Source organism: Micromonospora craniellae, assembly GCF_014764405.1.
GTDB classification, from domain to species: domain Bacteria; phylum Actinomycetota; class Actinomycetes; order Mycobacteriales; family Micromonosporaceae; genus Micromonospora; species Micromonospora craniellae.
In genome coordinates, this window is record NZ_CP061725.1 from 146314 (window position 1) to 169366 (window position 23053).

Sequence of the window (23053 nt, forward strand, 5' to 3'; positions counted from 1 at the left end):
GGGCGGGTCGACCATCAGCGACAGCACGTCACCCTGTGCTGCGCTCGATCGCACCCTCTCCGTGGCCGAGTCTTCACGGCCGGAAGGAGACAGAGGTGCGCGCGTCATCGATTAGAGAGCACCCCATGCCGACCGGCATCGGCCAGCCTCACCATCTGCGGATCACACTCAGGAGCAAGCCTCGTAAGGGCCGCACCCGAGCACGCTGCACGGATCGCCTCGACGTCAACCTGTGTGCTCCCCCGTTCTGGTGGAAACACACACCCGGCCCGGCGGCCCCATCATGCGAGGGGGCACTGCGAGCCTTCCCTGCGGAGACCCGGAACACGTGCCGGCCGACCACCCCTGTCCCGCACCACGAGCGGAGCACCCCATGAGCAAGCCGCTGCGGCCCCGACGCACGACCATCAACGGCGAAGACCTCGTCGTCCTACCGGTCGCCGACTACGAACGTCTCGCCACCGCGCGCCGGCAACTCGGGGCACGCGAGGCCCGGCTCCGTGGCCTGACCGACCAGGTGCGAGCCCTGACCGAACTGCTCGCCGCGATCCAGCAGGTCCTCGCCGAAGCACCGGCCTGCTGCGACACACGACGCGATGTCGACAGCCACATCAACGACCTGATGTGCGCCCGCCGACTCCCGCGACCAGCGTCCGCACCCGAGACGAGACCATGAGTCACCGCCACCTCCGGGAGACCTCCGCTACCGCAACGATCACGGCACCGTCCTCTGCGGGGGTGTGGTCGGTGTGCACGCCGCAGGGACGCCGATGAGCGACGACCAGCCACATCGCCTCATGCCATCCATCGACCGCCACCACCCGGTGCCTGACGACTGTCGAACTTCGACCGAATCGTCGCTGCCCGCCGGCGCACTCGCCCGCCGGCTCGGTGTGGCCCCCACGACGCTGCGGTCCTGGCACCAACGGTACGGGCTGGGCCCCAGCGGTCACCAAGCCGGCCGACATCGCCGTTACACGCCGCAGGACGTGGCCGTGCTCACGGTGATGGCCCAGCTGACCGCGCGTGGCCTGTCCGCGGCAGAAGCCGCCCTACAAGCCCGCCGACAGGCGACCCTGCAGCCCGTCGACCACCCTGCCGTCAGCCACCACACCCAGTCCGCCGCCCGTGGCATCGCCCGCGCCGCTCGCCGCATGGACGTGCTGACCCTACGGGAAACGCTGACCGCTGCAGTCGCCGCACAGGGTGTGGTGCACACCTGGCACACCCTGGCCGGCCCCGCGTTCATCCTGATCAGCCGAGCCCGATACAGCGAGGCACGTCGCGCGTCCACCCGCCGGGTGCTGGCCCGATGTCTGAGCGAGGTGTTCGCCACCGTGCCGCGGCCATGCTCCGGATCGTCCGTGCAGGTCCTGCTGATCGCCATCGACGAGCACCGCGACTGCGTGGCACTGGACGCCGTGGCCGCCGCGCTCGCCGAGGACAGGATCGCCTCGGTACACCTGGGTGCCGGGCTGCGACCCGCCGCGCTCGCCGACGCGGTCGGCCGTAGCCGACCCACCGTCGTCGTGGTGTGGAGTCACGGGCGGCATTGCCGCGGGCCGGAGATTCTCCGGACGCTCGCTGACGTGTCGGGCTGGCGGCCCACGGTCGTGATCGCCGGCAAGGGGTGGGCGCCCCAGGGCACACCGGCCGTGGGGATGGTGGGTCCGTGCCGCGACCTCGCCGACACGGTGACAGCCGTCGCAGGTCTGATTTGAGACGGCGCGGGCCGGATCTCGGGAGGAGTCGACGTTCGGGTGGCACGCACGCGAGGTGGTGCCACCCGGACCGTTTCCGCTCAGGCGAGGTTGACGCCCGGATAGAGCGGAAATGCCGCGAGCAACTCGGTCGCCTGTTTGCTGACCCGGTCGGCCAGGGCCGGGTCGATCTGGTACTTCGCCTTGGAGCCCTCGGTCGGCGTGGTGCCGGTGAGCACGGTGTGGATCAGGTCGGCGATCTGGTCCATCTCACCGACTCCGAGGCCGCGGCTGGTCAGGGCCGGGGTGCCGATACGGATGCCCGAGGTGTACCAGGCGCCGTTGGGGTCCCGGGGAATGGCGTTGCGGTTGGTCACCACCCCACTGTCCAGAAGGGCCTGCTCGGCCTGGCGGCCGGTCAGACCGAACGGATGCACGTCGATCAGCACGAGATGGTTGTCGGTACCGTCGCTGACCAGACGGACGCCGCGCCGCATCAGCCCGTCGGCGAGCGCCTGACTGTTGTCGACGACCTGCTGGGCGTACGCGGCGAACGCGGGTTGACGGGCTTCGGCGAACGCGACCGCCTTCGCCGCGATGACATGGTTGAGTGGGCCGCCGAGCACCATCGGGCAGCCGCGGTCGACCTGGTCGGCGAGCTCGGGCTGGGCCAGGACCGCCCCGCCGCGGGGGCCACGCAGGCTCTTGTGGGTCGTGGTGGTGACGATGTGTGCGTGCGCGACCGGGTTGAAGTCGCCGGTGAAGACCTTGCCGGCGACCAGCCCGGCGAAGTGGGCCATGTCGACCATGAAGGTCGCCCCGACCTCGTCGGCGATCTCCCGTAGCGCCGCGAAGTTGACCTTACGCGGGTAGGCCGAGTAGCCACCGACGATGATCAACGGTTTGAACTCGCGGGCCGTCTCCCGCAGCGCCGTGTAGTCGATGCGCCCGGTGGCCGGGTCCACGCCGTAGCTGCGCTGGTCGAACATCTTGCCGGAGATGTTGGGCCGGAATCCGTGGGTGAGGTGGCCGCCGGCATCCAGGGACATGCCGAGCATCCGCTGGTTGCCGAACGCGCTCCGCAGCTGCGCCCACTCGGTGTCGGTCAGGTCGTTGACCTGCCGCCGCTCGAACCTGCGCAGATGCGGTACCTCGACCCGGTCCGCCAGGATCGCCCAGTACGCCACCAGGTTGGCGTCGATGCCGGAGTGCGGCTGGACGTAGGCGTAGGGGCTGCCGAAGAGCGCTCTGGCGTGCTCCACCGCGACCGCCTCGACGGTGTCGACATTCTGGCAGCCGGCGTAGAAGCGGCGACCGATCGTGCCCTCCGCGTACTTGTCGGACAACCAGTTACCCATTGCCAGCAACACCGCCGGTGAGGCGTAGTTCTCGCTGGCGATCAACTTCAGCGACTCCCGCTGATCGTGCAGCTCCTTGGTGATCGCATCGGCGATACGCGGCTCCACCGCGCGGACAGCCTCGATCGCGGCACGGAAAGCAGTCGATTCGACGTTCAATGTCCCTCCCGGGTCGAGCCGGGCGATCCTGTGGTGGGATCGCCCGGCGTGGCGATGTCAGTTGCCGCGGACCTCGGCGGCGGCGGCGACCAGGTGTCGTAGGGACGCCTCGACCTCCGGGTAGGCGCGGGTCTTCAACCCGCAGTCCGGGTTCGCCCACAACCGTCGGGCCGGCACGGCCGCGACGGCCCGACGCAGCGCCTCGATCACCTCGTCACGCGGCGGCACCCGGGGCGAATGGATGTCCCACACCCCGGGGCCGACACCCCGGCCATAGCCGATCGCGGCCAGGTCGTCGAGGACCTCCATCTTCGACCGGGACGCCTCGATGCTGGTGACGTCGGCGTCGAGGGCGTCGATGGCGCTGATCACCTCACCGAACTCCGAGTAGCACAGGTGGGTGTGGATCTGGGTGTCGTCGGCGACGCCGCTGGTGGCCAGCCGGAACGCGCCGACGGCCCAGTCCAGGTACGCCTTCTGGTCGCTCTTGCGCAACGGCAGCGTCTCCCGCAGCGCCGGCTCGTCGACCTGGATGACCCGGATCCCGGCGGACTCCAGGTCACGGCACTCGTCACGTAGCGCCAACGCGACCTGGTCGGCGGTGTCCGCCAACGGCTGGTCGCTACGCACGAACGACCAGGCCAGGATGGTGACCGGACCGGTGAGCATCCCCTTGACCGGCTTACTGGTCAGCGACTGCGCATAGGTGGACCACTCCACCGTCATCGGCGCCCTGCGCGCCACGTCGCCGTAGATGATCGGAGGACGGACACAACGGGAGCCGTACGACTGCACCCAGCCGTGCTCGGTGGCCGCGAAGCCGTCGAGCTGCTCGCCGAAGTACTGCACCATGTCGTTGCGTTCCGGTTCACCGTGCACGAGCACGTCCAGGCCCAACTGTTCCTGCAGTCGGATGACATGCTCCACCTCGGCACGCATCCGCGACGCGTAGCCGGCGTCGTCGAGGCTGCCGGCCCGGTGCGCGGCACGGGCCTTGCGCAGCTCACCGGTCTGCGGGAACGACCCGATCGTGGTGGTCGGCAACTCCGGCAGCCCGAGCCGTTCCTGCTGGCGGGTGGCCCGCGTGGAGTAGTCGCCGCGCTGCCGGTCGGTGGGCCGCAGGGCGGTAAGGCGGCCACGGACATCGTCGTGACGCCACTGCGCCGGGGTGGCCGGCACCGGGGCGGGCAACGACGTGGCGCCGTCACGCAACGCCCGACCGAGCACGACCACCTCGTCGACCTTCTGCCGAGCGAACGCGAGCCGCTCGGACAGCCGAGGGTCGAGGCGGGTCTCCGCACCCAGATCGACCGGGACGTGCAACAGCGAACAGGACGTGGACACCGCCACGTGATCAGCAAGGCCAGCGACCGTCGCACCGACCGCGACGGCAGCCCGCAGGTCCGTACGCCAGATGTTGCGGCCATCGACCAGACCCGCGACGATCGTCTTACCGCCCAGCGGACCCGCGGCCGCAAGCCGACGCAAATTACCCGGCCCAGCCACCAGGTCCAGACCGACCGCCTCCACCGGAGTGCCCAACAGGGCCGGCAACGCGTCACCGAGCTCACCGAAGTAGGTCGCGACGAAGATCCGCGGCCGCTGCGCCAGCTCGCCCAGTCGGGTGTAGGCGTGCCGCAGCGCGTCGATCTCGTCCGGCGTGCGGTCGGCGACGTATGCGGGCTCGTCCAACTGCACCCAGGCCACACCCGCCTCAGCCAACGCGGTGAGGATCCGGGCGTACGTCTCGACCAGGTCGTCGAGGCGGGCGAACGGATCGTCGCCCTTGGCCAGCAGCAGGAACGTGGCCGGTCCCACGAGCACCGGCCGGGTGGTGATGCCCAGCTCAGCGGCCTCGGCATACTCCCTGAGGGCCTTGGCCGGATCGGCGGTGAAGACGGTGTCGGAGTCGATCTCCGGCACCAGGTAGTGGTAGTTGGTGTCGAACCACTTCGTCAGTTCCAGTGCCGGCTCGGCGTCCACGCCACGGGCCATGGCGAAGTAGGTGTCCAGCGCGGAGAGGCCCAGCCGGGCGAACCGGGTCGGGATCGCGCCGACGGCGACGGCGGTGTCGAGCACGTGATCGTAGTAGGAGAAGACGTTCGACGGAATCGCGTCGAGACGGGCGTCGCGCAGCGCACGCCAGACCTCGACCCGCAGGCCGGCGGCCGTACGTTCCAGACCGGCGGCGTCGACGCTACCGGCCCAGTACGCCTCCACCGCCTTCTTCAGCTCACGATTGGCGCCGATGCGTGGGTAGCCGAGCACGGTGCTCTGACCGAATGGGGTACTCACCTTGGGGGTCCTTCCCTCGAAGTGCCCGGCGGACACGGGAGGGAAGGCAGGTACACCTCGGGTACCGGCTTTCCGCCCAGGCCCTCCCGAGAGGCCGCCGGCAGCGCACACCGGCGGTGTGCGCAGCGCTGGCAGGTCTTCGGACTCGCGGGCATGACACCAGGTCGCCTACTGGCCGTCGCTTCCCAGACCTCACGGCCCAGTGCTCAAATGACGGCGGTCGTTCCCACTCACCGCTGCGGGGCAGTCCCGGTCTCCCACCGGGTTCCCTCTTACGACGTTCCGCCCATCCGGACGGGACGAACCAGCACCACCGGACATGGTACGCATCCGACACCGCTGTCCGGGCCATCGCGTCCGACCTGCGGGACGGCGGGCTGCGGACGCTGGTCGCTCGTGTTGCCGTCTCGCGGCGAGGGCTACACGGCAACGGTGACGTGCACGGCGTTGTCGTAGGCCGCTTGCAGTCGTTGGCTGGGGCGCGGCGCGGTGGGGTCTGGCCGCGGGATGCCCAGGTGGAGCTCGCGGAGCTCGTCCATCATCTCAGCCAGGAGTTCGGGGCCGCCGTCGCGTAGGAGTTCCGCGCGGGCACGCAAACGCGGGGAACCGTCTCGGAATTCGAGGCCCCATTTAGCCAGCACGACCATGATGCAATGCCATTAAGTTAAGGCGTCTGGGCAGGCCAGCCTGGGTATGGCGGGCCCGTCGTGGCGGGTGGTCCGGTCGGTGGGTCGTTTGACGCGGTAGGAGTTGTGGCGGGCGCGTTTGATGACGCGGGGGCAGCTGCGGTCGCGTCGGGGCGGGTTCGGCTGGTGGCGGATCTCGGTGAGGGCATCGTCGAGGGCGGTGGAAAGGTGCTCAGGGGGTAATGGCCGCCTGGTCGGTGACCTGGCGGCGTACGACGCGTAGGCCTTTGACGAACGACATGCGGTCGGGGTCGTAGCCGGCCGGGTCGGCGGCTTCCAGCAGCAGTGCGCGGATGGCGTAGTGGGCCAGCAGTAGTCCCCACATCTGCTGTTCGACCAGGTCAGGGACCTTCGATCGGAGGACTTCGCCGCGGCCGCGCAGGTCCGTCTTGATCTCGTTCAGAGTGGACTCTTCTTCCCAGCGCTGCTGGTAGGCACCCGCCAGTTCCATCGCGGGGACCTCGTGGTGGTCGGTGAGGGTGGTGACCACCACGATGAGTTCGCCGTCGGGGTTGCGGTCCGGGACGGTGTACTCGACCACCCTGACGAGGCGGGCGAGATCGGCCGGGATCTCCTGGCCGGTCCGGGCCTGCTCGACCAGCCTGGCCCGGCGTTGCGCGGACAACCCCGCCTTGAAGATCAGTGCCTGGTAGGAGCCGTCCGCGAGCCACCGCAGATGCCCGATGGACACGCTCGCGCCGACTCGCCAGGCAAGGTCCGCGCCGGTGGCGGCGAAGGAGTTGAACAGGTCGAAGGAGTACAGGCCCGCGTCGGCCAGGACCAGCATGCCCGGCCCGACCCGCCCGGCCAGATCCTTGATCAGGGTACGTTCCCCGGTGCGGCACGACCCGAGTACCGCCCCGACGATCGCGTGGCTGCCGCACTCGGCCAACGCCGCGATGTGCAGCTTCGGGTACGCCGACGCCTTCGGCCCCGACCCCATCCGGTCGAAGCGTTCCACGTTGGCCGGGGTGTCGGCCACGTCGAGGGTGGTCGCGTCGATCGCCATCAGCCGGCGCCGGGCCAGCCAGGCGCCCTTGGTGCCCGGTCCAGCCAAGGGCACGCACGCCCTGTCGAACAACATCTTCACCGGCTCGGCGCCCAGCCGCTGACGTGCCTGGGTGATCGCCGACGCCGTCGGGACCTGCCAGTCATCGTCCCAGGAACCAAGTCTGCGCAGGTTACCCACCAGCCGGCGCATCACCTCGTCAGAAGACTCGGCGCAGAACAACCCCATCGCGATCACGTAACGGATCATCACGTGCGCCGGCAGCCGCCGGACCCGCTTCTCACGCCGCCCGCTGCGGTTGAGTACCTCTTCCAGCAGATCCCGGTTGAACCGGGCCGACACCACCCCGAGCCCGATGTGATCGGTCAACCGGCCCTACGGCCGCAGCGACTCCACCCCAGACGACGTCACGCCACGGCACGGTACCGGCCCGCCGACCCCTAGTCAGCTCACCGCGCTGACCAGCACTGATGCCTTAACTGAACGGCATTGGACCATGATGGGTAGGACCTGGATCCCCGCCTCGGTGAGGGAGTACATCGCCCGCTGCCCTCGGTGGGCGTCCTCGCGGGTCAGCAGACCCGCAGCGGTGAGCTGCTTGAGCCGGCTGCTCAGGATGTTGCTCGCGATCCCCTCCTCGGAGCCCAGCAGCAGTTCACGGAAGTACCGGCGATTGCCGAACATGACGTCGCGCAGCACCAGCATCGCCCACGGATCGCCGAGCACCTCGACAGCGGTGTTGATCGGACATCCCGAACGCGGCGTCCTGTGCATCTGCCTTCCTCCCCGCGAGTGATTGCAATCTACCACCACGCCACCTAAAGTCGACACTGGTTGCAATCAGCAATCACTAGGGTCGGCGGCCGAGACCGGTGCACCGGCCGAAACCTTCTTCGCGGATACGTCCGCGCAGAACTCGCCGACGACCACAAGGAGAAACTCATGACTGCACGCTCACCGCCGGAACCGACACCCTGACCGGCACGGACTAGTGTTGTGTCTCGTAAATAGCTAGCCGTTTAGGTCGTGTGTCATAAGTGCCGTTCGAGGCGCCGGAGCCAGTTGTCGATCATGCTGATGGTGGCGGTGGCTTCGTAGCGCACTGCGAGTTTGTCGTAGCGGGTGGCCACGGCACGGTGCTGTTTGAGCAGGCTGATGCCGCACTCCACGGCGTGACGCTGCCGGTATGCGCTGGGGTCGAAGGCGGGTGGCCGGCCACCCGCCGAGCCCTTCTTACGACGGTTCGCGGCCTGGTCGGCCTTGACCGGGATGACACAGCCGATACCACGGCGCCGCAGGTAGCCGCGGTTGGCCTTGCTGCTGTACGCCTTGTCCGCCAGGACCCGCTGCGGCCGACACCGGGGCCGCCCGACACCGAGACGAGGCACCCGGATGCGGTCCAGCACAGTGGTGAACTGCGGGCTGTCGCCGCGCTGCCCACCGGTGATGACGAACGCCAGCACCATGCGGCCCTGCTCGCAGGCCAGGTGCAGCTTGGTCGTCAGACCGCCCCGGGACCGGCCCAGCGCGTGATCCGCCGGCTCGGCGGCGCTGCTGCCGCCCGGCGGCTCGACCTGCGTGTGACTGCCCCGGCGGGCGCCGGCGGCGTGCTGATGCGCCCGCACGATCGTGGAGTCCACACTCACGTCCCAGGAGATCAACCCGAGCGCGTCGGCCCTACCCTGCAACCCGGCCAGGATCCCCGCCCACACCCCCGCCCGCTGCCAGCGCCGGTACAGCCCGTACACCGTGCGCCAGTGCCCATAGCAGTCCGGCACGTCCCGCCACGGCGCACCCGTACGGACCCGCCACCTGATCCCGTCAATGAGCTGCCGCTTGCTCCACTTCGGCGGCCGACCCGGCTTCTTCCGCCCGGGCAGCAACGGCTCCAGCACCGCCCACTGCGCGTCGGTCAGGTCGTGCCGCCTCGTCACCACTACGCTGGCCACGAGGTCTCCGTGCAGATGGTTGTCTTGGTCGATAACCCATCTACCGGAGACCTCACCGCATATCGATCACCGACACACCCAGCCGATCACCTCACAGCAGGGCCACGGGCACTTATGACACACGGCCTAGTAGGCTTTGCGTGTGACACGTGCTGCCGCGCCGTTGGCGCTCGAAACAGGTCAGCGGGAACTGCTGGAGTCTCTTGCCAAGTCGCGTACGGTCGAGCATCGGCTGGTGCAGCGGGCGCAGGTGTTGTTGCGCGCTGCGGACCCCTCCCTGTCACGCTGATGTGAGACAGCCCGTCTACCAGGGGATACTCTTCCTGGACGGCCCTGAGGAGAGCACATCAGCATGACGTCGAGGCCCCATGAGAGTCTGGATCCGGACGCCCGGCCCCAGCGGCGGACATTCACCGCGGAGTTCAAGGCGAGGATTCTGGACGAGTACGAGTCGGCGCCGGATGCGGCGGCTCGCGGGGCGATTCTGCGCCGGGAACGGCTGTACGGTTCACACCTTCTCGACTGGCGCAAGGCGCGGGATGCCGGAGCCGCGGCCGGCCTGACGGACCGGCGGCAATCGGCTGCGCGGGCGGCGAAGAAGGCCGAGAACGCTGAACTTTCCCGTCTTCAGCGGGAGAACGCCCGCCTGCAGGCCGAGTTGAACAAGACCCAGACCGCGTTGTCGATCATGGGAAAAGCTCACGCGCTCTTGGAACTGCTCTCCGAGAGCGCGGATGCCGTGGCGATGCCGAACTCGTCCTCGCCGAGGCGCAGGCGGCGCTGACGCCGTTGTGGGGCATCGCGCCCGCGTGCCGGCTGACCGGCCTGTCGAGGGCGACGCTGTATCGCCGTAGTGCCCCGCCGCTGGTCTCCCGGCCACGGGCGCCGCGTAAGCCGCCGCCGTCCGCGCTGACCGAGCCTGAACGCCGGCAGGTCCTGGACCTGCTCAACAGCCCGCCATACGTGGATCTGGCCCCGGCGCAGGTGTGGGCCCGCGAACTCGACGAGGGCCGCTGGTGGTGCTCGGAGTCCACGATGTACCGGATCCTGCGGGCCGCCGGGCAGACCGGCGAACGCCGCAGCCAGGCCACCCATCCGGCCCGGACCAAACCCGAACTGGTCGCCGACGCCGCGAATCAGGTGTGGTCGTGGGACATCACGAAGCTGCGCGGCCCGGTCAAGGGCGTCTGGTTCCACCTTTACACGGTGATCGACATCTGGTCCCGCTACGTCGTCGGGCACATGGTCGCCGCCCACGAGGACGGCCAACTCGCCGAAGCGCTGATCGCCGACGCCGCCGCCCGCGAACGCGTGAACCCCGATCAGCTGACCGTGCACGCCGACCGCGGCGCCGCGATGACCAGCAAGACCGTCACCCAGCTGCTGACCGATCTCAAAATCGGCCGCAGCCACAGCCGGCCCAAGACCTCCAACGACAACCCGTACATCGAGGCCAGCTTCAAGACACTCAAGTACGACCCCACGTTCCCAGAGCGGTTCGGATCGATCCAGCACGCCCGACAGCACTGCGAAGCGTTCTACAGCTACTACAACCACGAACACCGGCACTCCGGGATCGGCCTGCACACCCCGGCATCGGTCCACCACGGCACCGCCGGACAGATCCGTGAACAGCGGCAACGCACCCTCGACGCCGCCTGGGCCGCACATCCCGAACGGTTCGGACGCCGCCGTCCCCAACCACCCCGGCTACCGGACCGGGCATGGATCAACAAACCCGACAACAGCCACCCGGAACAGGCCGTGACCTCGGCCGGAGCCCCTCTTCCACCAGCACAAAGCTAAACAAAATCAAGAAATTGTCTCAGTTGACTTGACAGGTTCCGGGATCTGTCGCAAGGACATGTCTATCGATGGCTCCACGCCTGTTTCCACTGCCGCCCGACTCGCCGCCTTCGCCCGTGTCGCGCCAATCAACCCATATGCGTTGCTGCCGGGTAGACGGCGGGAGTTTCACCCGCCGTCCCCCACAGATCCGGACGTGAACCTCTCGACTCATCCGGCTCGTGCCGTTCGGTTGTCAGGTCGTGTACCGCATCGCCCAGTGCGCGAACAGGTCGGGCGACCGTTGCCGGACGTCTCGTAGCCATACTCGAGCTCTGTCGTCGCTGCGTTTGAGTCGCTTGTACTTCCACTTCGCCCAGCGCATCAGATGACGATCGATGCGCTTGCCGATCGGGTAGACCGCGCTCGGGTAAAACACGGTGAAGTAGTTCAACCAGCCCCGAAGGACAGGGTTGACCTCTACGGCGAGGTCTGCCAGGTTGCCGGTCGTGCGTCGATGTAGCCGCCAGGACGCAATGCCGTTCAGTTAAGGCATCAGTGCTGGTCAGCGCGGTGAGCTGACTAGGGGTCGGCGGGCCGGTACCGTGCCGTGGCGTGACGTCGTCTGGGGTGGAGTCGCTGCGGCCGCAGGGCCGGTTGACCGATCACATCGGGCTCGGGGTGGTGTCGGCCCGGTTCAACCGGGATCTGCTGGAAGAGGTACTCAACCGCAGCGGGCGGCGTGAGAAGCGGGTCCGGCGGCTGCCGGCGCACGTGATGATCCGTTACGTGATCGCGATGGGGTTGTTCTGCGCCGAGTCTTCTGACGAGGTGATGCGCCGGCTGGTGGGTAACCTGCGCAGACTTGGTTCCTGGGACGATGACTGGCAGGTCCCGACGGCGTCGGCGATCACCCAGGCACGTCAGCGGCTGGGCGCCGAGCCGGTGAAGATGTTGTTCGACAGGGCGTGCGTGCCCTTGGCTGGACCGGGCACCAAGGGCGCCTGGCTGGCCCGGCGCCGGCTGATGGCGATCGACGCGACCACCCTCGACGTGGCCGACACCCCGGCCAACGTGGAACGCTTCGACCGGATGGGGTCGGGGCCGAAGGCGTCGGCGTACCCGAAGCTGCACATCGCGGCGTTGGCCGAGTGCGGCAGCCACGCGATCGTCGGGGCGGTACTCGGGTCGTGCCGCACCGGGGAACGTACCCTGATCAAGGATCTGGCCGGGCGGGTCGGGCCGGGCATGCTGGTCCTGGCCGACGCGGGCCTGTACTCCTTCGACCTGTTCAACTCCTTCGCCGCCACCGGCGCGGACCTTGCCTGGCGAGTCGGCGCGAGCGTGTCCATCGGGCATCTGCGGTGGCTCGCGGACGGCTCCTACCAGGCACTGATCTTCAAGGCGGGGTTGTCCGCGCAACGCCGGGCCAGGCTGGTCGAGCAGGCCCGGACCGGCCAGGAGATCCCGGCCGATCTCGCCCGCCTCGTCAGGGTGGTCGAGTACACCGTCCCGGACCGCAACCCCGACGGCGAACTCATCGTGGTGGTCACCACCCTCACCGACCACCACGAGGTCCCCGCGATGGAACTGGCGGGTGCCTACCAGCAGCGCTGGGAAGAAGAGTCCACTCTGAACGAGATCAAGACGGACCTGCGCGGCCGCGGCGAAGTCCTCCGATCGAAGGTCCCTGACCTGGCCGAACAGCAGATGTGGGGACTACTGCTGGCCCACTACGCCATCCGCGCACTGCTGCTGGAAGCCGCCGACCCGGCCGGCTACGACCCCGACCGCATGTCGTTCGTCAAAGGCCTACGCGTCGTACGCCGCCAGGTCACCGACCAGGCGGCCATTACCCCCTGAGCACCTTTCCACCGCCCTCGACGATGCCCTCACCGAGATCCGCCACCAGCCGAACCCGCCCCGACGCGACCGCAGCTGCCCCCGCGTCATCAAACGCGCCCGCCACAACTCCTACCGCGTCAAACGACCCACCGACCGGACCACCCGCCACGACGGGCCCGCCATACCCAGGCTGGCCTGCCCAGACGCCTTAACTTAATGGCATTGACCCAGGACGCGACCTTGCGGCTCATATCGGTCAGCTTCCCCGGGGCAACCGCGGGTAGGAACCCGGTCCGGGCCCTTCCGCGGATCTTGTCCCATGCCTTCCGGGGACGAAACGCGTACCCGCAGAACGTGAACGTCACCAGCTCGTAGTCGAGACGGCGCCGGTCGTCTTTGCAGTACACGATGCGCGTCTTGTCGGGGTGCAACTGCAACCCGATGTCCGCGAACCGACGATCGATCGCCTGACGCACCTGTTGCGCCTGACGTTCGGTCACGCAGTGGACCACCACATCGTCTGCGAACCGCTCGAACCCGACCCCGGGAAACTCACGGCCCATCCAGGTGTCGAAGCCGTAGTGCAGAAAAATGTTGGCGATCAACGGGGAGATCGGACCACCCTGCGGTGTCCCCTTGTTCCGATGGGTCAGGGTCCCGTCGGGCATCAGAATCGGCGCTCTCAACCAGCGCTCCACATACAGCATGACCCACGGGTGAGTCGTGTGACGCGCCACCGCCTTGAGCATCAAATCCCACCGCACGGAGTCGAAAAAGGCCTTGACGTCCAAATCGACGACCCAGTCCTTCTTGAAACACCGCTGCCGACACACCCGAATCGCATCAATCGGGGACCGTCCGGGACGATATCCGTAGGAGTCGTCGTAAACATTCAGGGCCACTCCGGGTGGTGGCCGTGAGTGGCTGTCTGTGATTGACGGGCTGGGTCGATCTTGACGGTGTGTCGATGCGCGGCCGGGTGCGATCGATGTGTTGTGATCGGTGGGTGCCGGGCTTGGAGGAGTTGTCGCGCGAGGAGTTGATCGGACTCACGCGACGGCTGATCGTTCAGGTGGAACAGTTGACCCAGGCGAACCGGGAGTTGACTGATCGGGTCGCGCGGTTGGAACGCCTGGTGTCGCGTAACAGTGGGAACTCGGGGATGCCGCCGTCGAAGGATGATGATCCGGGACGGACGCCGCCGGCGGAGGTGTCCACGCCGGTGCCGGCAGCCGGTGCTGGTAAGCGGTCGCGGGGTAAGCAGCGGGGTGCGCCGGGTGCGCAGCTGTCCTGGTCACCGTTTCCGGACGGCATTGTGGATCATTTTCCGGGCGGGCCGTGTGGATGCGGATCGGATCTGGCATCGGCGGCTGATCTGGGGGTTTACGCCTCGCATCAGCAGGTCGATGTGCCGGCGATGACGGCGACGGTCACCCAGCATGATCGGCACGCGGTGCGCTGCGGGTGCGGGGCGATGCACGTGGCGGCCCGCCCCGAGGGGGTGCCGGACGCAGGCGTCTCGTACGGGCCGAATCTTCAGGCGTGGTGCGTCTATCTGATGGTGGTGCACGCGATTCCGGTGGCCCGGTGCGCTGACCTGGTCGCCGCGTTGACCGGCTCGCGTCCGTCGGACGGGTTCGTCCACGCGTTGATCGGCCGGGCCGCGGCGGGGGTGGCCGAGTCGAACCGGATCATCCGCACGCTGATCGCCCTCGCGCATGTGGTCTCCTGCGACGAGACCCCGATCCGGGTCGGTGCCCGCAAGGTCAAGAAGTACCTTCTGGTCGCCTGCACCCGCCTCTACACCTGGTACCTGCTCGGTGACCGCAGCCTCGACACGTTCAAGGTGTTCGTCCTGCCGGACCTGACCGGGGTGGTCGTGCACGACCGTTACCAGAACTACGACGCGAAGATCTTCGCCCACCTGGTCCACCAACTCTGCGTAGCCCACCTGATCCGCGACTGTCAGGACGCCGCCGAGACCTACCCCGACGCGCACTGGCCGATCCAGATCCGCCAGGCGCTACAGGGACTCGTCCACGCCGCGAACCTCGCCCGCGCACAGAACCTGCCCGCGATCGGCGAACACATCGCCGGCCCGCTGATCGACGCCTACCGGCACGGCGTGCGGATCGGGCTCAAGGAGGTCGCCCGGGTGGACGGCCGTAAACAGCCGAAACACCGGGCACTGCTGGAAGACCTCCACGACCGAGAAGCCGACATCCTGCGATTCACCACCGACCTGCGCATCCCACCCACGTCGAACCAGGCCGAACGCGACCTACGGCCCGCGAAGACCCAGCAGAAGATCTCCGGACGGCTCACCAGCGAGAAGGTCACCGAACACCGCTACGCCATCCGCGGTTACGTCTCCACAGTGACCAAACACGGCGCGGATGTCATGACCGCCATCCGCGACGCCATCCTCGGCCGACCCTGGACACCACCCGCCTGGGCACCCGGCTAACCCACCACGAGCAACGACCGCCACCACCCATCACACACTGCCACCAACGGCTACGTCATGGAGTGGCCCTGAATGCTTACGAGTCGTCGTGGAACACCTTCTCCACCTCCGGCTCCAACACCAGCACCGCCACCGTCTGCGCCACCCGGTCGACCACATTGGGAATGCCCAGAATCCTGACCCCACCCTTCTTCGGGATCTCCACCGCCCGGACCGGGCCGGGGAAATAGCTGCCCGACGACATACGGTTCCACAGCCGGTAGAGGTTGTCAGCCAACCTCGTTTCGAACTGTTCGATCGTCACTCCGTCGGCCCCGGCCGCTCCGCCATTACCTTTCACCTTCAACCACGCGGCCCAGATCAGCCGCTTTGGGATATCGTGCGACTTGCCTGTCAACCCTGGCTGACTCACGCGGTTCCTCCCTCACGGTTGACCGCACAAACCAGCCTGAACGACCCCGCCCCTTCGCTCCCCAACCCACTGCGATACGCAGGCGGTTCACAGCTACTACGGGCGAGTCCGCCAGCGGCCCCGCATCGGTACTCTGCTCCTCGCGGTCTCCTCCGCTTGGAGTCCTCCCTCTCGCCGCCGGTCAACCGACGGACAGTATCGGGGTCCGCCTTCACACGTTCCGTATGAGAGCCTGGACCGGGCTCATGCTGCCTATATGCCGGACACCACCTGGGCAGTAAGCGGATATCCCCCAGGCTCATCCCGAGACTCACCTCCGGCCTCGGTTCTGATGTCGTCTGACTGAGTTTCGACACGTCAACGACAGAGAACTCGACGTTCATCGCTCATCTTCCCGGTCCATACCTGACGCGATCACAGTCACGCCTTCTCCAACGACGCTCAGGACGACGGTCTTCAGCCAACGCCCCTCGTGGTGGTTTGAAGCCTGCTTCCGCAAGCCGGCTCCGGAGGGCCAAACAACCTCCATCTCCCATACAGCACCGCAGTCCACGAGACCGTCATCAATCTTTGCCTCGCTTTCCACGTTCGTGTTCACAAGAGCTGATCTCAGCGACGCGAATGTGTTGATTGGTGCGACACGGGCGAAACTGTTGAGATCGGACGGTGCTGGAAGAGGACGCGGAGTCCTCGGTAGGTAGTTCTCACCACAAGATCACCTACACCATGAGGACTCCGCGTGATCGCCTATCGTGCCATGATCGATGTCCCCAGGGAACTCGTGCAGTACCTCGGCCGGCTGCTGGCCGCCGAACGCCGAGCCCGCGGAACCCGGCGTGACACCCGCGCCCTGACCTGCTTCCACCAGGCACTTCTCGTGCTCATCTGGTTCCGCAAAGCCGAGGACCTGACCCTGCTGGCCGCCGGATTCGGGATCTCCCGGGCCACCGCCTACCGCTACCGCGACGAGGGCGTAGCCGTACTCGCCGCCCAGGCGACCGACCTGCACACCGCTCTGCGTCGGGCCGCCGCCGACGGCTGGCCGTACGTGATCCTCGACGGCAAACTGTTCGACTGCGACCGGCTCACCGAGACCACCCTGTCCGTCAAGGGCGAGACCATCGTACGTATTCAGCTTGAGGTGAGTGGGGGGCCGGTTGTCCACTCTGGTCGATCGGCTGACATGATCATGGGGTGTCGTCCGTCCCGCAGGTCCCGCTCTCGTACGAGGATCTGGTCGCGATGCTGGTTGAGCTGCGGGAACGGGTTGATCGGTTGGAAGCCGAGAACGCTGAACTGAAACGCCGGTTGGGGATGAACTCCTCGAACTCGTCGAAGCCTCCCTCGTCGGACGGTCCGGGCCGTCCGGCCCGGCAGCCGGGTAAAGGCAGTGGGCGGCGGCGGGGCAAGCAGCCGGGAGCGCCGGGATGGACCCTCGAACTGGTCGCGGATCCGGATGAGGTCATCGAGCACCGGCCACAGCGGTGTGGCCATCCGGGTTGTGGGGCTCCGCTGGGTGATGGGCGTGAGTACGGGCGGCAGCGCCGGCAGGTGATCGAGCTGCCCGAGCGGCGGTCGGTGGTCGTTGAGCACCAACTGGTCGCGGTTGAGTGCGGCGGGTGCGGGCAGGTCAGCGAGCCGGTGGCACCCGGCGGGGTGTCCGGGCGGGTGCAGTACGGCGTCGGTGTCAAGGCCGCCGTCGTCTACGCGCGGGCCGTCCAGTTCCTGCCCTTCGCCCGGGCCGCCGCGCTGTTGGGTGATCTGCTCGGGGTGCGGGTGTCGACCGGGTTCGTGCACCAGGTGGTCGGTGAGGCGGCCCGCAGGCTCGGGCCGTTCGTGTCCCGCACGGCCGCGTTGCTGCACGTCCAGCAGGTGCTGCACGCCGATGAGACCCCGGCAAGGGTCGACGGCGGCTTCAAGTACGTGCACGTGGCCTGCACCCCTGAGCTGACCTTGTTCCACGTCGGCGGCCGCAGCAAGGCCGACATCGACGCCGGGAAGGTCCTGCCCGGGTTCACCGGCACCCTCGTGCGTGACGGCTACGCCGCCTACCGCCACCTGGCCGACGCCGATCACGCCTGGTGCGGAGCACATCTGATCCGCGATCTGCGCGGCGTGCACGAGTCCGACCCGGCCGGCCAGCAGTGGGCCGAGGTGATGGCGCAAACCCTGCTGATGGCCAAGAAGATGACCGAGCAGGCCGTCACCGCGGGCCGGGACGCACTGTCAGCCGACGAGATCAGTCACATCCGTGCCTGTTACGCCGGGGCCCTCGCTTACGGCCGCCAGCAGAACCCGCCCGATCGTGACGGCAAGCCGTCACGAGCCGGCACGCTGGTCGAACGCTTCACCGCCCACCGCGACATGATCCTACGGTTCACCGTCGATCTGGCCGTGCCCTTCACCAACAACCAGGCCGAACGCGATCTCCGCCCGGTCAAACTCCAACAGAAGATCTCCGCGACCTGGCGCACCCTGCAAGGCCTGGCCGACTTCGCCACCCTACGGTCCTACCTGTCCACCGCCACCAAACACGGCAAAGACGCCCTCGACGTGCTCGAACAACTCTTCACCACCGGACCATGGCTACCGGAACCGGCAATATCAAGCTGAATACGTACAGACCATCGACGCCTGGTATTCGGGAAAGCACCGCGACTTCGGCGCGAACATCCAAGCCGTCATGCGCCCGGACGGGCTACCGATCTGGACATCGGCGGCGATGCCCGGGCATCTGCATGACACCAGCTGCGCCCGCGAACTCGGCGTCACCGCCGCCCTGAACTGGTCCGCCGCCGAACTCGACCTGCCCGCCCTGGCCGACTCCGGCTACGAAAGCACAGGCCACGGCATCAAGACCCCGATCAAGCAGCCCACCGACGGCAGCCGCCTCGCGCCCGACAACCGCGCCTACAACCAGCTGCTCCGCGGCCTGCGATGGCAAGGCGAACGCGGCTTCGCCATCCTGATCGGACGCTGGAAGACGCTCCGCCACACGAACATCAGTAAACATTCAGGGCCGCCCTGCTTACGCATGAGGCGTGAGATGCGGCTGCCGTCAGGTCGCCGATAGGTCGTCCATCGTCAGTGGGACTGTAAAAACAACGGTGTAACTCCGATCAAGGGAGTAGCACCTGATGACGATCACGACCGATGCGGTGGACACTGCCGCTGTGCCCGGTGACGAGAAGGCCAAGCGGCCGCGTACGAAGACGACGCCAGGGGGTGTCGACCCGGCGCTGGTGTCACAGCTGGTGACCCAGGCTCGTGAGCAGGGGCTGCAGCTGTCCGGTGAGGGTGGGCTGCTGCAGCAGCTGACGAAGATCGTGCTGGAGTCGGCCCTCGATGGTGAGATCACCGACCACCTCGGCTACGACAAACACGACCAGGCCGGCGCGAACTCCGGCAACTCCCGCAACGGCAACCGGTCCAAGACGGTGCTCACCGATGTCGGGCCGGTGCAGATCGACGTGCCACGCGATCGAGCGGGCTCGTTCGAACCGGCCATCGTCAAGAAGCGTCAGCGCAGGTTGTCCGGGGTGGAGGACCTGGTGCTGTCGCTGTCGGCGAAGGGCCTGACCACCGGCGAGATCTCCGCGCATCTGGCCGAGGTCTACGGCGCCGAGGTCTCCCGCCAGACGATCTCCACCATCACCGACAAGGTGATGGACGGTATGACCGAGTGGCAGAACCGGCCCCTCGATCCGGTCTACCCGGTGGTCTTCCTCGACGCCATCAACGTCAAGATCAGGGACGGGAAGGTCGCCAACCGGCCGATCTACGTCGCTCTCGCGGTCACCGCCGACGGCCACCGAGACATCCTCGGCCTGTGGGCCGGCGACGGCGGGGAGGGCGCCAAGTTCTGGCTGCAGATCTGCACCGAACTGAAGAACCGGGGCGTCGACGACGTGCTCATGGCCGTCTGTGACGGACTGACCGGCCTGCCGGATGCCATCGGAGAGGTCTGGCCCCGCACCGTGGTCCAGACCTGCGTGGTGCACCTGCTCAGGAACTCGTTCCGCTACGCGGCCCGCCAGCACTGGGACGCGATTGCCAAGGCACTCAAACCGGTCTACACCGCACCGACCGAGGCCGCCGCTACCGAACGATTCCTCGAGTTCGCCGAGGCATGGAGCAGCCGCTACCCGGCGATCGTGAAGCTGTGGGAGAACGCCTGGGCCGAGTTCGTGCCGTTCCTGGCCTTCGACGCCGAGATCCGCCGGATCATCTGCTCCACCAACGCCATCGAAAGCGTCAACGCCCGCATCCGCCGCGCCGTCCGCGCCCGCGGACACTTCCCCAACGAGCAAGCCGCCCTCAAGTGCGTCTACCTCGCGGTGATGAGCCTCGACCCGACCGGGCAAGGCCGCAAACGCTGGGCCACCCGCTGGAAGAGCGCACTCAACGCCTTCGACATCACCTTCGACGGACGCCTGTCCGCCGGCCGCAAGTAGAAGATCAACCAACCCCAGTTACACCGTTAACTTGACAGACCCCCCGCTCGCTCGCACTGGCCGAGCCAGTACGAACTTCCAGCACCGGGATGCCGACAGTGAAGGTCGGGCTTGGGGCTACATGTTGATCCAGCTCACAGGGGCCGGTCAGCTCGCGCCATCGGAGCACCACACACGGGTTCGTCGCCCCGAGAGCGCAGCCAAAGTGGACATCCGATTCGCACGCCGGCGATCTACCCTGAGGGCTGATGACTCGGGCTTGCGGGAGGGTGAATGCCTACGGCGGCGGACTATCTCGCGGTCACCCCGTTCGCGGCCCGTGCCCAATGGCGCTCGATCGTCGTACGCCCATGGGCGGTCGAGGGCCGTCGGCAGGTCGCCTTCACCCCGGTGGAGACGCTGCTGTGTTTGGCCGCGAGCCTGCTGGTCGAGCACCGCCGCTATGGCGGTTCGACCGCGCACCGTGCCGAGGAGCCGGTCCCCAGCCTGGCCCAGCTGTTCAAACGTCCCAACAGCAGCATCCTGGCGAAGATGGCCAATCTCGATGGCAGCCGCCGCAACGGCGCCCGACACGAGGTGGAGGTCGCCGCCCGCCTGCTCGGCGGTCAGGACGAGCTGGCATCCGTGTATCGGATCATCGTGCGAGCGGCCCGCGATGTCGGCGTCACGGCCGAGGACCTGCCCGATTTTCTGTACCTGGAGCATGACGACGCGCCGCTGATCCTGCTCGGCCAGGACGAGTTGAGGACCAGTGACATTGTCGACGCTGTCCAGACGGAGCACCCTGGCATCACCGACCAGGTGACCGAACTGCTCCTGATCGCCGCAGCGCGTGTCGGGCAGCATCGTTTCGCCCGCGACGTGCTGCGCAATCACGGCCACCGTTGCGTGTTCTGCGGCCTGTCAGTGACCGTCGACGACCGACGGGCACCGCGGATGCTCGTCGCCTCTCACATCAAGCCGTGGCGGGACAGCGGCCCGCGCGAACGCCTCGACGTCGCCAACGGCCTCACTGCCTGCCCGACACACGACGTCGCGTTCGACACTGGTCTGCTCACCGTCAACGGCGGACTACGCATCCACATCCACACCGACCTGCACCGCAAGATCGACACCGACCCAGCCCTACACGCCGCGTTCGGCCGGCCACCCCTGGCCGAACGCCTCCTCCTGCCCGCTGACGCCCTGCCACCCCAGCGCGCCTACCTCGACTGGCACCGAACCCACGTATACCGCCACGCACGAACGACTTGAGCGAGTTGTTCTGCAACCGCCGTGCAAGCATCGGCACGGTCGGATTTCAGAGCGACGCTGGCACAGTCAACAACAAGGCGTCCATCACCTTGTCGGTGATAGTGGAGATCGTCTGGCACCGCTGCGGAACCCGCAGACAGGGCAGGCGGGATCATCCCCGCGTGCGCGGGGAGCAGATCGCGGAGTGGGAGGCGGCGGAGCCGACCACGGGATCATCCCCGCGTGCGCGGGGAGCAGGGGCACGCCCTCATAGCGGACGTAGCCCGGCAGCGGATCATCCTCGCGTGCGCGGGGAGCAGTAGCAGCCGTCCTGACCGACCACGGCCTGCGTGGGATCATCCCCGCGTGCGCGGGGAGCAGGTGGGCGTCTCGGACCACAATGTCTATCTGGACGGATCATCCCCGCGTGCGCGGGGAGCAGTTCGGGCTCGGCAAAGAAGGCGAGCCCGTTGTGGGATCATCCCCGCGTGCGCGGGGAGCAGGCATACCGCGAGCCAGCCAAGCCCCCGAGTGCGGGATCATCCCCGCGTGCGCGGGGAGCAGCGTCAACTACACCACCTCGGGCGGCCACACGGAGGATCATCCCCGCGTGCGCGGGGAGCAGGCCTCTGGACACACCACGAGTCGCGCGGCTACAGGATCATCCCCGCGTGCGCGGGGAGCAGGCCAGCTCCGTCCACAGCTCGTGAGGAAACTGGGGATCATCCCCGCGTGCGCGGGGAGCAGCGGCTGGCAAGAAGGCGAAGCGTCAGTCCTGACGGGGATCATCCCCGCGTGCGCGGGGAGCAGCTCTTCGATCGACGGGGCGTAGGCGGTGTCGCAGGATCATCCCCGCGTGCGCGGGGAGCAGACACCAGCCGTCGCACACGCCCTGATCAGGCGGGGATCATCCCCGCGTGCGCGGGGAGCAGCGCACCAGTAGCCGGGGCCGACAGCGCGCCGAGGGATCATCCCCGCGTGCGCGGGGAGCAGGCGTTGAGCACCACGCTGCGGTCGTCGCCCGCGGGATCATCCCCGCGTGCGCGGGGAGCAGGGTGGCCTTGCGCGGACTCATCGGGCCGCCGCCGGATCATCCCCGCGTGCGCGGGGAGCAGCTGCACATGGCAGATCGGGGCGTCGCGTACGACGGATCATCCCCGCGTGCGCGGGGAGCAGAGTTCGGGGTCGGCGGCGATGGTCCGCATCTCGGGATCATCCCCGCGTGCGCGGGGAGCAGGGGAACACTGTCGGCCAACTCGAACTCCGCCCGGGATCATCCCCGCGTGCGCGGGGAGCAGGCGTCGGGAGTCGCGGACCATCTGCCCGACCAGGGATCATCCCCGCGTGCGCGGGGAGCAGAAGTTGCCGCCGGTCCACATGACCACCATCGCCGGATCATCCCCGCGTGCGCGGGGAGCAGTACGCGCCGTCGCCGTCGATCTCGTGGCCCAGCGGATCATCCCCGCGTGCGCGGGGAGCAGCTCGGGTCGGTGAGTACCTTGTCCAGTGCGGCCGGATCATCCCCGCGTGCGCGGGGAGCAGGCGGGCTGCCAGCAGGTCGGTGATCGACACGAGGGATCATCCCCGCGTGCGCGGGGAGCAGCAGCTCCCACTCGTGCAGGTACGTGATCATCGTGGATCATCCCCGCGTGCGCGGGGAGCAGCGCAGCAGCACCCCCGGCTTGAACACCTCGCCCGGAT

General features: G+C 67.9%; 21 protein-coding genes, 1 CRISPR repeat array and 1 riboswitch (1 of these 23 cut by a window edge). Of the genes, 12 read left to right on the forward strand and 9 right to left on the reverse strand.

The window, feature by feature from the left end; all coding sequences use genetic code 11:
• Nucleotides 1–373: 373 nt before the first annotated feature.
• Both ID554_RS00650 and ID554_RS00655 read left to right on the forward strand, forming a co-directional pair.
• The gene (locus tag ID554_RS00650) at nt 374–676 is read left to right on the forward strand and encodes a hypothetical protein (protein WP_117230255.1); all 303 of its coding nucleotides are present in this window, start codon (nt 374–376) and stop codon (nt 674–676) included.
• A 121-nt stretch (nt 677–797) separates the two neighbouring features.
• Nucleotides 798–1721: a MerR family transcriptional regulator gene (locus tag ID554_RS00655; protein WP_158573811.1), complete on the forward strand. Its 924-nt coding sequence runs from the start codon at nt 798–800 to the stop codon at nt 1719–1721.
• A gap of 80 nt (nt 1722–1801) precedes the next feature.
• On the opposite strand, the gene ID554_RS00660 is transcribed toward ID554_RS00655, so the two are convergent.
• The 6 genes from ID554_RS00660 to ID554_RS00685 all read right to left on the reverse strand — a co-directional run bounded on the left by ID554_RS00660 (nt 1802) and on the right by ID554_RS00685 (nt 9156).
• Nucleotides 1802–3217, reverse strand: a complete 1416-nt coding sequence (locus ID554_RS00660; protein WP_396888444.1) for a glycine hydroxymethyltransferase — start codon at nt 3215–3217, stop codon at nt 1802–1804.
• Between the two features lie 57 nt (nt 3218–3274).
• The gene (gene metE / locus ID554_RS00665; protein WP_117230292.1) at nt 3275–5512 is read right to left on the reverse strand and encodes a 5-methyltetrahydropteroyltriglutamate--homocysteine S-methyltransferase; all 2238 of its coding nucleotides are present in this window, start codon (nt 5510–5512) and stop codon (nt 3275–3277) included.
• 113 nt (nt 5513–5625) lie between these two features.
• Nucleotides 5626–5836, reverse strand: a riboswitch (cobalamin riboswitch).
• A gap of 95 nt (nt 5837–5931) precedes the next feature.
• On the reverse strand, nt 5932–6159 hold the full coding sequence (locus ID554_RS00670; protein ID WP_147333554.1) for a hypothetical protein: 228 nt from the start codon (nt 6157–6159) through the stop codon (nt 5932–5934).
• A 211-nt stretch (nt 6160–6370) separates the two neighbouring features.
• Entirely contained in the window at nt 6371–7576 is a 1206-nt protein-coding gene (locus ID554_RS00675) for an IS4 family transposase (RefSeq protein ID WP_191088630.1), read from the reverse strand.
• Nucleotides 7577–7651: 75 nt separating this feature from the next.
• Nucleotides 7652–7981 carry a winged helix-turn-helix transcriptional regulator gene (locus ID554_RS00680; protein ID WP_117231453.1) on the reverse strand — a complete coding sequence of 110 codons (330 nt, stop codon included), beginning with the start codon at nt 7979–7981 and terminating at the stop codon, nt 7652–7654.
• Between the two features lie 257 nt (nt 7982–8238).
• Nucleotides 8239–9156: an IS5 family transposase gene (locus ID554_RS00685; protein ID WP_191088674.1), complete on the reverse strand. Its 918-nt coding sequence runs from the start codon at nt 9154–9156 to the stop codon at nt 8239–8241.
• A 142-nt stretch (nt 9157–9298) separates the two neighbouring features.
• Here ID554_RS00685 and ID554_RS00690 point away from each other — a divergent pair, with 142 nt between their 5' ends.
• The 3 genes from ID554_RS00690 to ID554_RS00700 all read left to right on the forward strand — a co-directional run bounded on the left by ID554_RS00690 (nt 9299) and on the right by ID554_RS00700 (nt 10962).
• A complete protein-coding gene (locus tag ID554_RS00690; protein WP_191088690.1) occupies nt 9299–9445 on the forward strand; it encodes a hypothetical protein in 147 nt (48 codons plus the stop codon).
• Between the two features lie 63 nt (nt 9446–9508).
• Nucleotides 9509–9940, forward strand: coding sequence for a transposase (locus ID554_RS00695; protein WP_113974894.1), 432 nt, complete (start codon nt 9509–9511; stop codon nt 9938–9940).
• A gap of 5 nt (nt 9941–9945) precedes the next feature.
• Nucleotides 9946–10962 (forward strand): IS3 family transposase, encoded by a 1017-nt coding sequence (locus tag ID554_RS00700; protein WP_113974893.1) that lies wholly within the window; start codon nt 9946–9948, stop codon nt 10960–10962.
• A gap of 235 nt (nt 10963–11197) precedes the next feature.
• Here ID554_RS00700 and ID554_RS00705 read toward each other — a convergent pair whose 3' ends face one another.
• A complete protein-coding gene (locus ID554_RS00705; protein WP_317985225.1) occupies nt 11198–11488 on the reverse strand; it encodes a group II intron maturase-specific domain-containing protein in 291 nt (96 codons plus the stop codon).
• A gap of 68 nt (nt 11489–11556) precedes the next feature.
• On the opposite strand from ID554_RS00705, the gene ID554_RS00710 reads away from it, so the two are divergent.
• Complete coding sequence (locus tag ID554_RS00710; protein WP_191088605.1) at nt 11557–12804, forward strand: IS4 family transposase; 1248 nt, start codon at nt 11557–11559, stop codon at nt 12802–12804.
• 119 nt (nt 12805–12923) lie between these two features.
• Here ID554_RS00710 and ID554_RS00715 read toward each other — a convergent pair whose 3' ends face one another.
• The gene (locus ID554_RS00715) at nt 12924–13688 is read right to left on the reverse strand and encodes a reverse transcriptase domain-containing protein (RefSeq protein ID WP_223884379.1); all 765 of its coding nucleotides are present in this window, start codon (nt 13686–13688) and stop codon (nt 12924–12926) included.
• 104 nt (nt 13689–13792) lie between these two features.
• Between ID554_RS00715 and tnpC (ID554_RS00720) the strand changes: the two genes are divergently transcribed.
• Nucleotides 13793–15253: an IS66 family transposase gene (tnpC, locus tag ID554_RS00720; RefSeq protein ID WP_117231431.1), complete on the forward strand. Its 1461-nt coding sequence runs from the start codon at nt 13793–13795 to the stop codon at nt 15251–15253.
• Nucleotides 15254–15329: 76 nt separating this feature from the next.
• Here the strand turns inward: tnpC (ID554_RS00720) and ID554_RS00725 are convergent, their stop codons facing one another.
• On the reverse strand, nt 15330–15665 hold the full coding sequence (locus ID554_RS00725) for an RNA-dependent RNA polymerase family protein (RefSeq protein ID WP_223884380.1): 336 nt from the start codon (nt 15663–15665) through the stop codon (nt 15330–15332).
• Between the two features lie 739 nt (nt 15666–16404).
• Between ID554_RS00725 and ID554_RS00730 the strand changes: the two genes are divergently transcribed.
• The 5 genes from ID554_RS00730 to ID554_RS00750 all read left to right on the forward strand — a co-directional run bounded on the left by ID554_RS00730 (nt 16405) and on the right by ID554_RS00750 (nt 21373).
• Nucleotides 16405–16965 (forward strand): transposase family protein, encoded by a 561-nt coding sequence (locus ID554_RS00730; RefSeq protein WP_223884381.1) that lies wholly within the window; start codon nt 16405–16407, stop codon nt 16963–16965.
• Nucleotides 16860–18278 (forward strand): IS66 family transposase, encoded by a 1419-nt coding sequence (tnpC, locus tag ID554_RS00735; protein WP_191088609.1) that lies wholly within the window; start codon nt 16860–16862, stop codon nt 18276–18278. Before ID554_RS00730 ends, tnpC (ID554_RS00735) begins: the two co-directional genes overlap by 106 nt.
• Nucleotides 18279–18348: 70 nt before the next feature.
• Complete coding sequence (locus ID554_RS00740; RefSeq protein WP_263407317.1) at nt 18349–18738, forward strand: transposase family protein; 390 nt, start codon at nt 18349–18351, stop codon at nt 18736–18738.
• A 64-nt stretch (nt 18739–18802) separates the two neighbouring features.
• Nucleotides 18803–20119 (forward strand): IS256 family transposase, encoded by a 1317-nt coding sequence (locus tag ID554_RS00745; RefSeq protein WP_191088637.1) that lies wholly within the window; start codon nt 18803–18805, stop codon nt 20117–20119.
• A gap of 273 nt (nt 20120–20392) precedes the next feature.
• Nucleotides 20393–21373 (forward strand): HNH endonuclease, encoded by a 981-nt coding sequence (locus tag ID554_RS00750; protein ID WP_117231003.1) that lies wholly within the window; start codon nt 20393–20395, stop codon nt 21371–21373.
• A gap of 148 nt (nt 21374–21521) precedes the next feature.
• A CRISPR array of direct repeats spans nt 21522–23053; the repeat unit is 28 nt; unit sequence GGATCATCCCCGCGTGCGCGGGGAGCAG; it runs 329 nt beyond the window's last position.

Excerpts from the sequence above, each read along its gene's own strand:
- ID554_RS00650 (WP_117230255.1), top strand. The coding sequence starts at position 374 with ATGAGCAAGCCGCTGCGGCCCCGACGCACGACCATCAACGGCGAAGAC.
- ID554_RS00655 (WP_158573811.1), top strand. The coding sequence starts at position 798 with ATGCCATCCATCGACCGCCACCACCCGGTGCCTGACGACTGTCGAACT.
- ID554_RS00670 (WP_147333554.1), bottom strand. The coding sequence starts at position 6,159 with ATGGTCGTGCTGGCTAAATGGGGCCTCGAATTCCGAGACGGTTCCCCG.
- ID554_RS00680 (WP_117231453.1), bottom strand. The coding sequence starts at position 7,981 with ATGCACAGGACGCCGCGTTCGGGATGTCCGATCAACACCGCTGTCGAG.
- ID554_RS00695 (WP_113974894.1), top strand. The coding sequence starts at position 9,509 with ATGACGTCGAGGCCCCATGAGAGTCTGGATCCGGACGCCCGGCCCCAG.
- ID554_RS00740 (WP_263407317.1), top strand. The coding sequence starts at position 18,349 with ATGCGCCCGGACGGGCTACCGATCTGGACATCGGCGGCGATGCCCGGG.
- ID554_RS00745 (WP_191088637.1), top strand. The coding sequence starts at position 18,803 with ATGACGATCACGACCGATGCGGTGGACACTGCCGCTGTGCCCGGTGAC.
- ID554_RS00750 (WP_117231003.1), top strand. The coding sequence starts at position 20,393 with ATGCCTACGGCGGCGGACTATCTCGCGGTCACCCCGTTCGCGGCCCGT.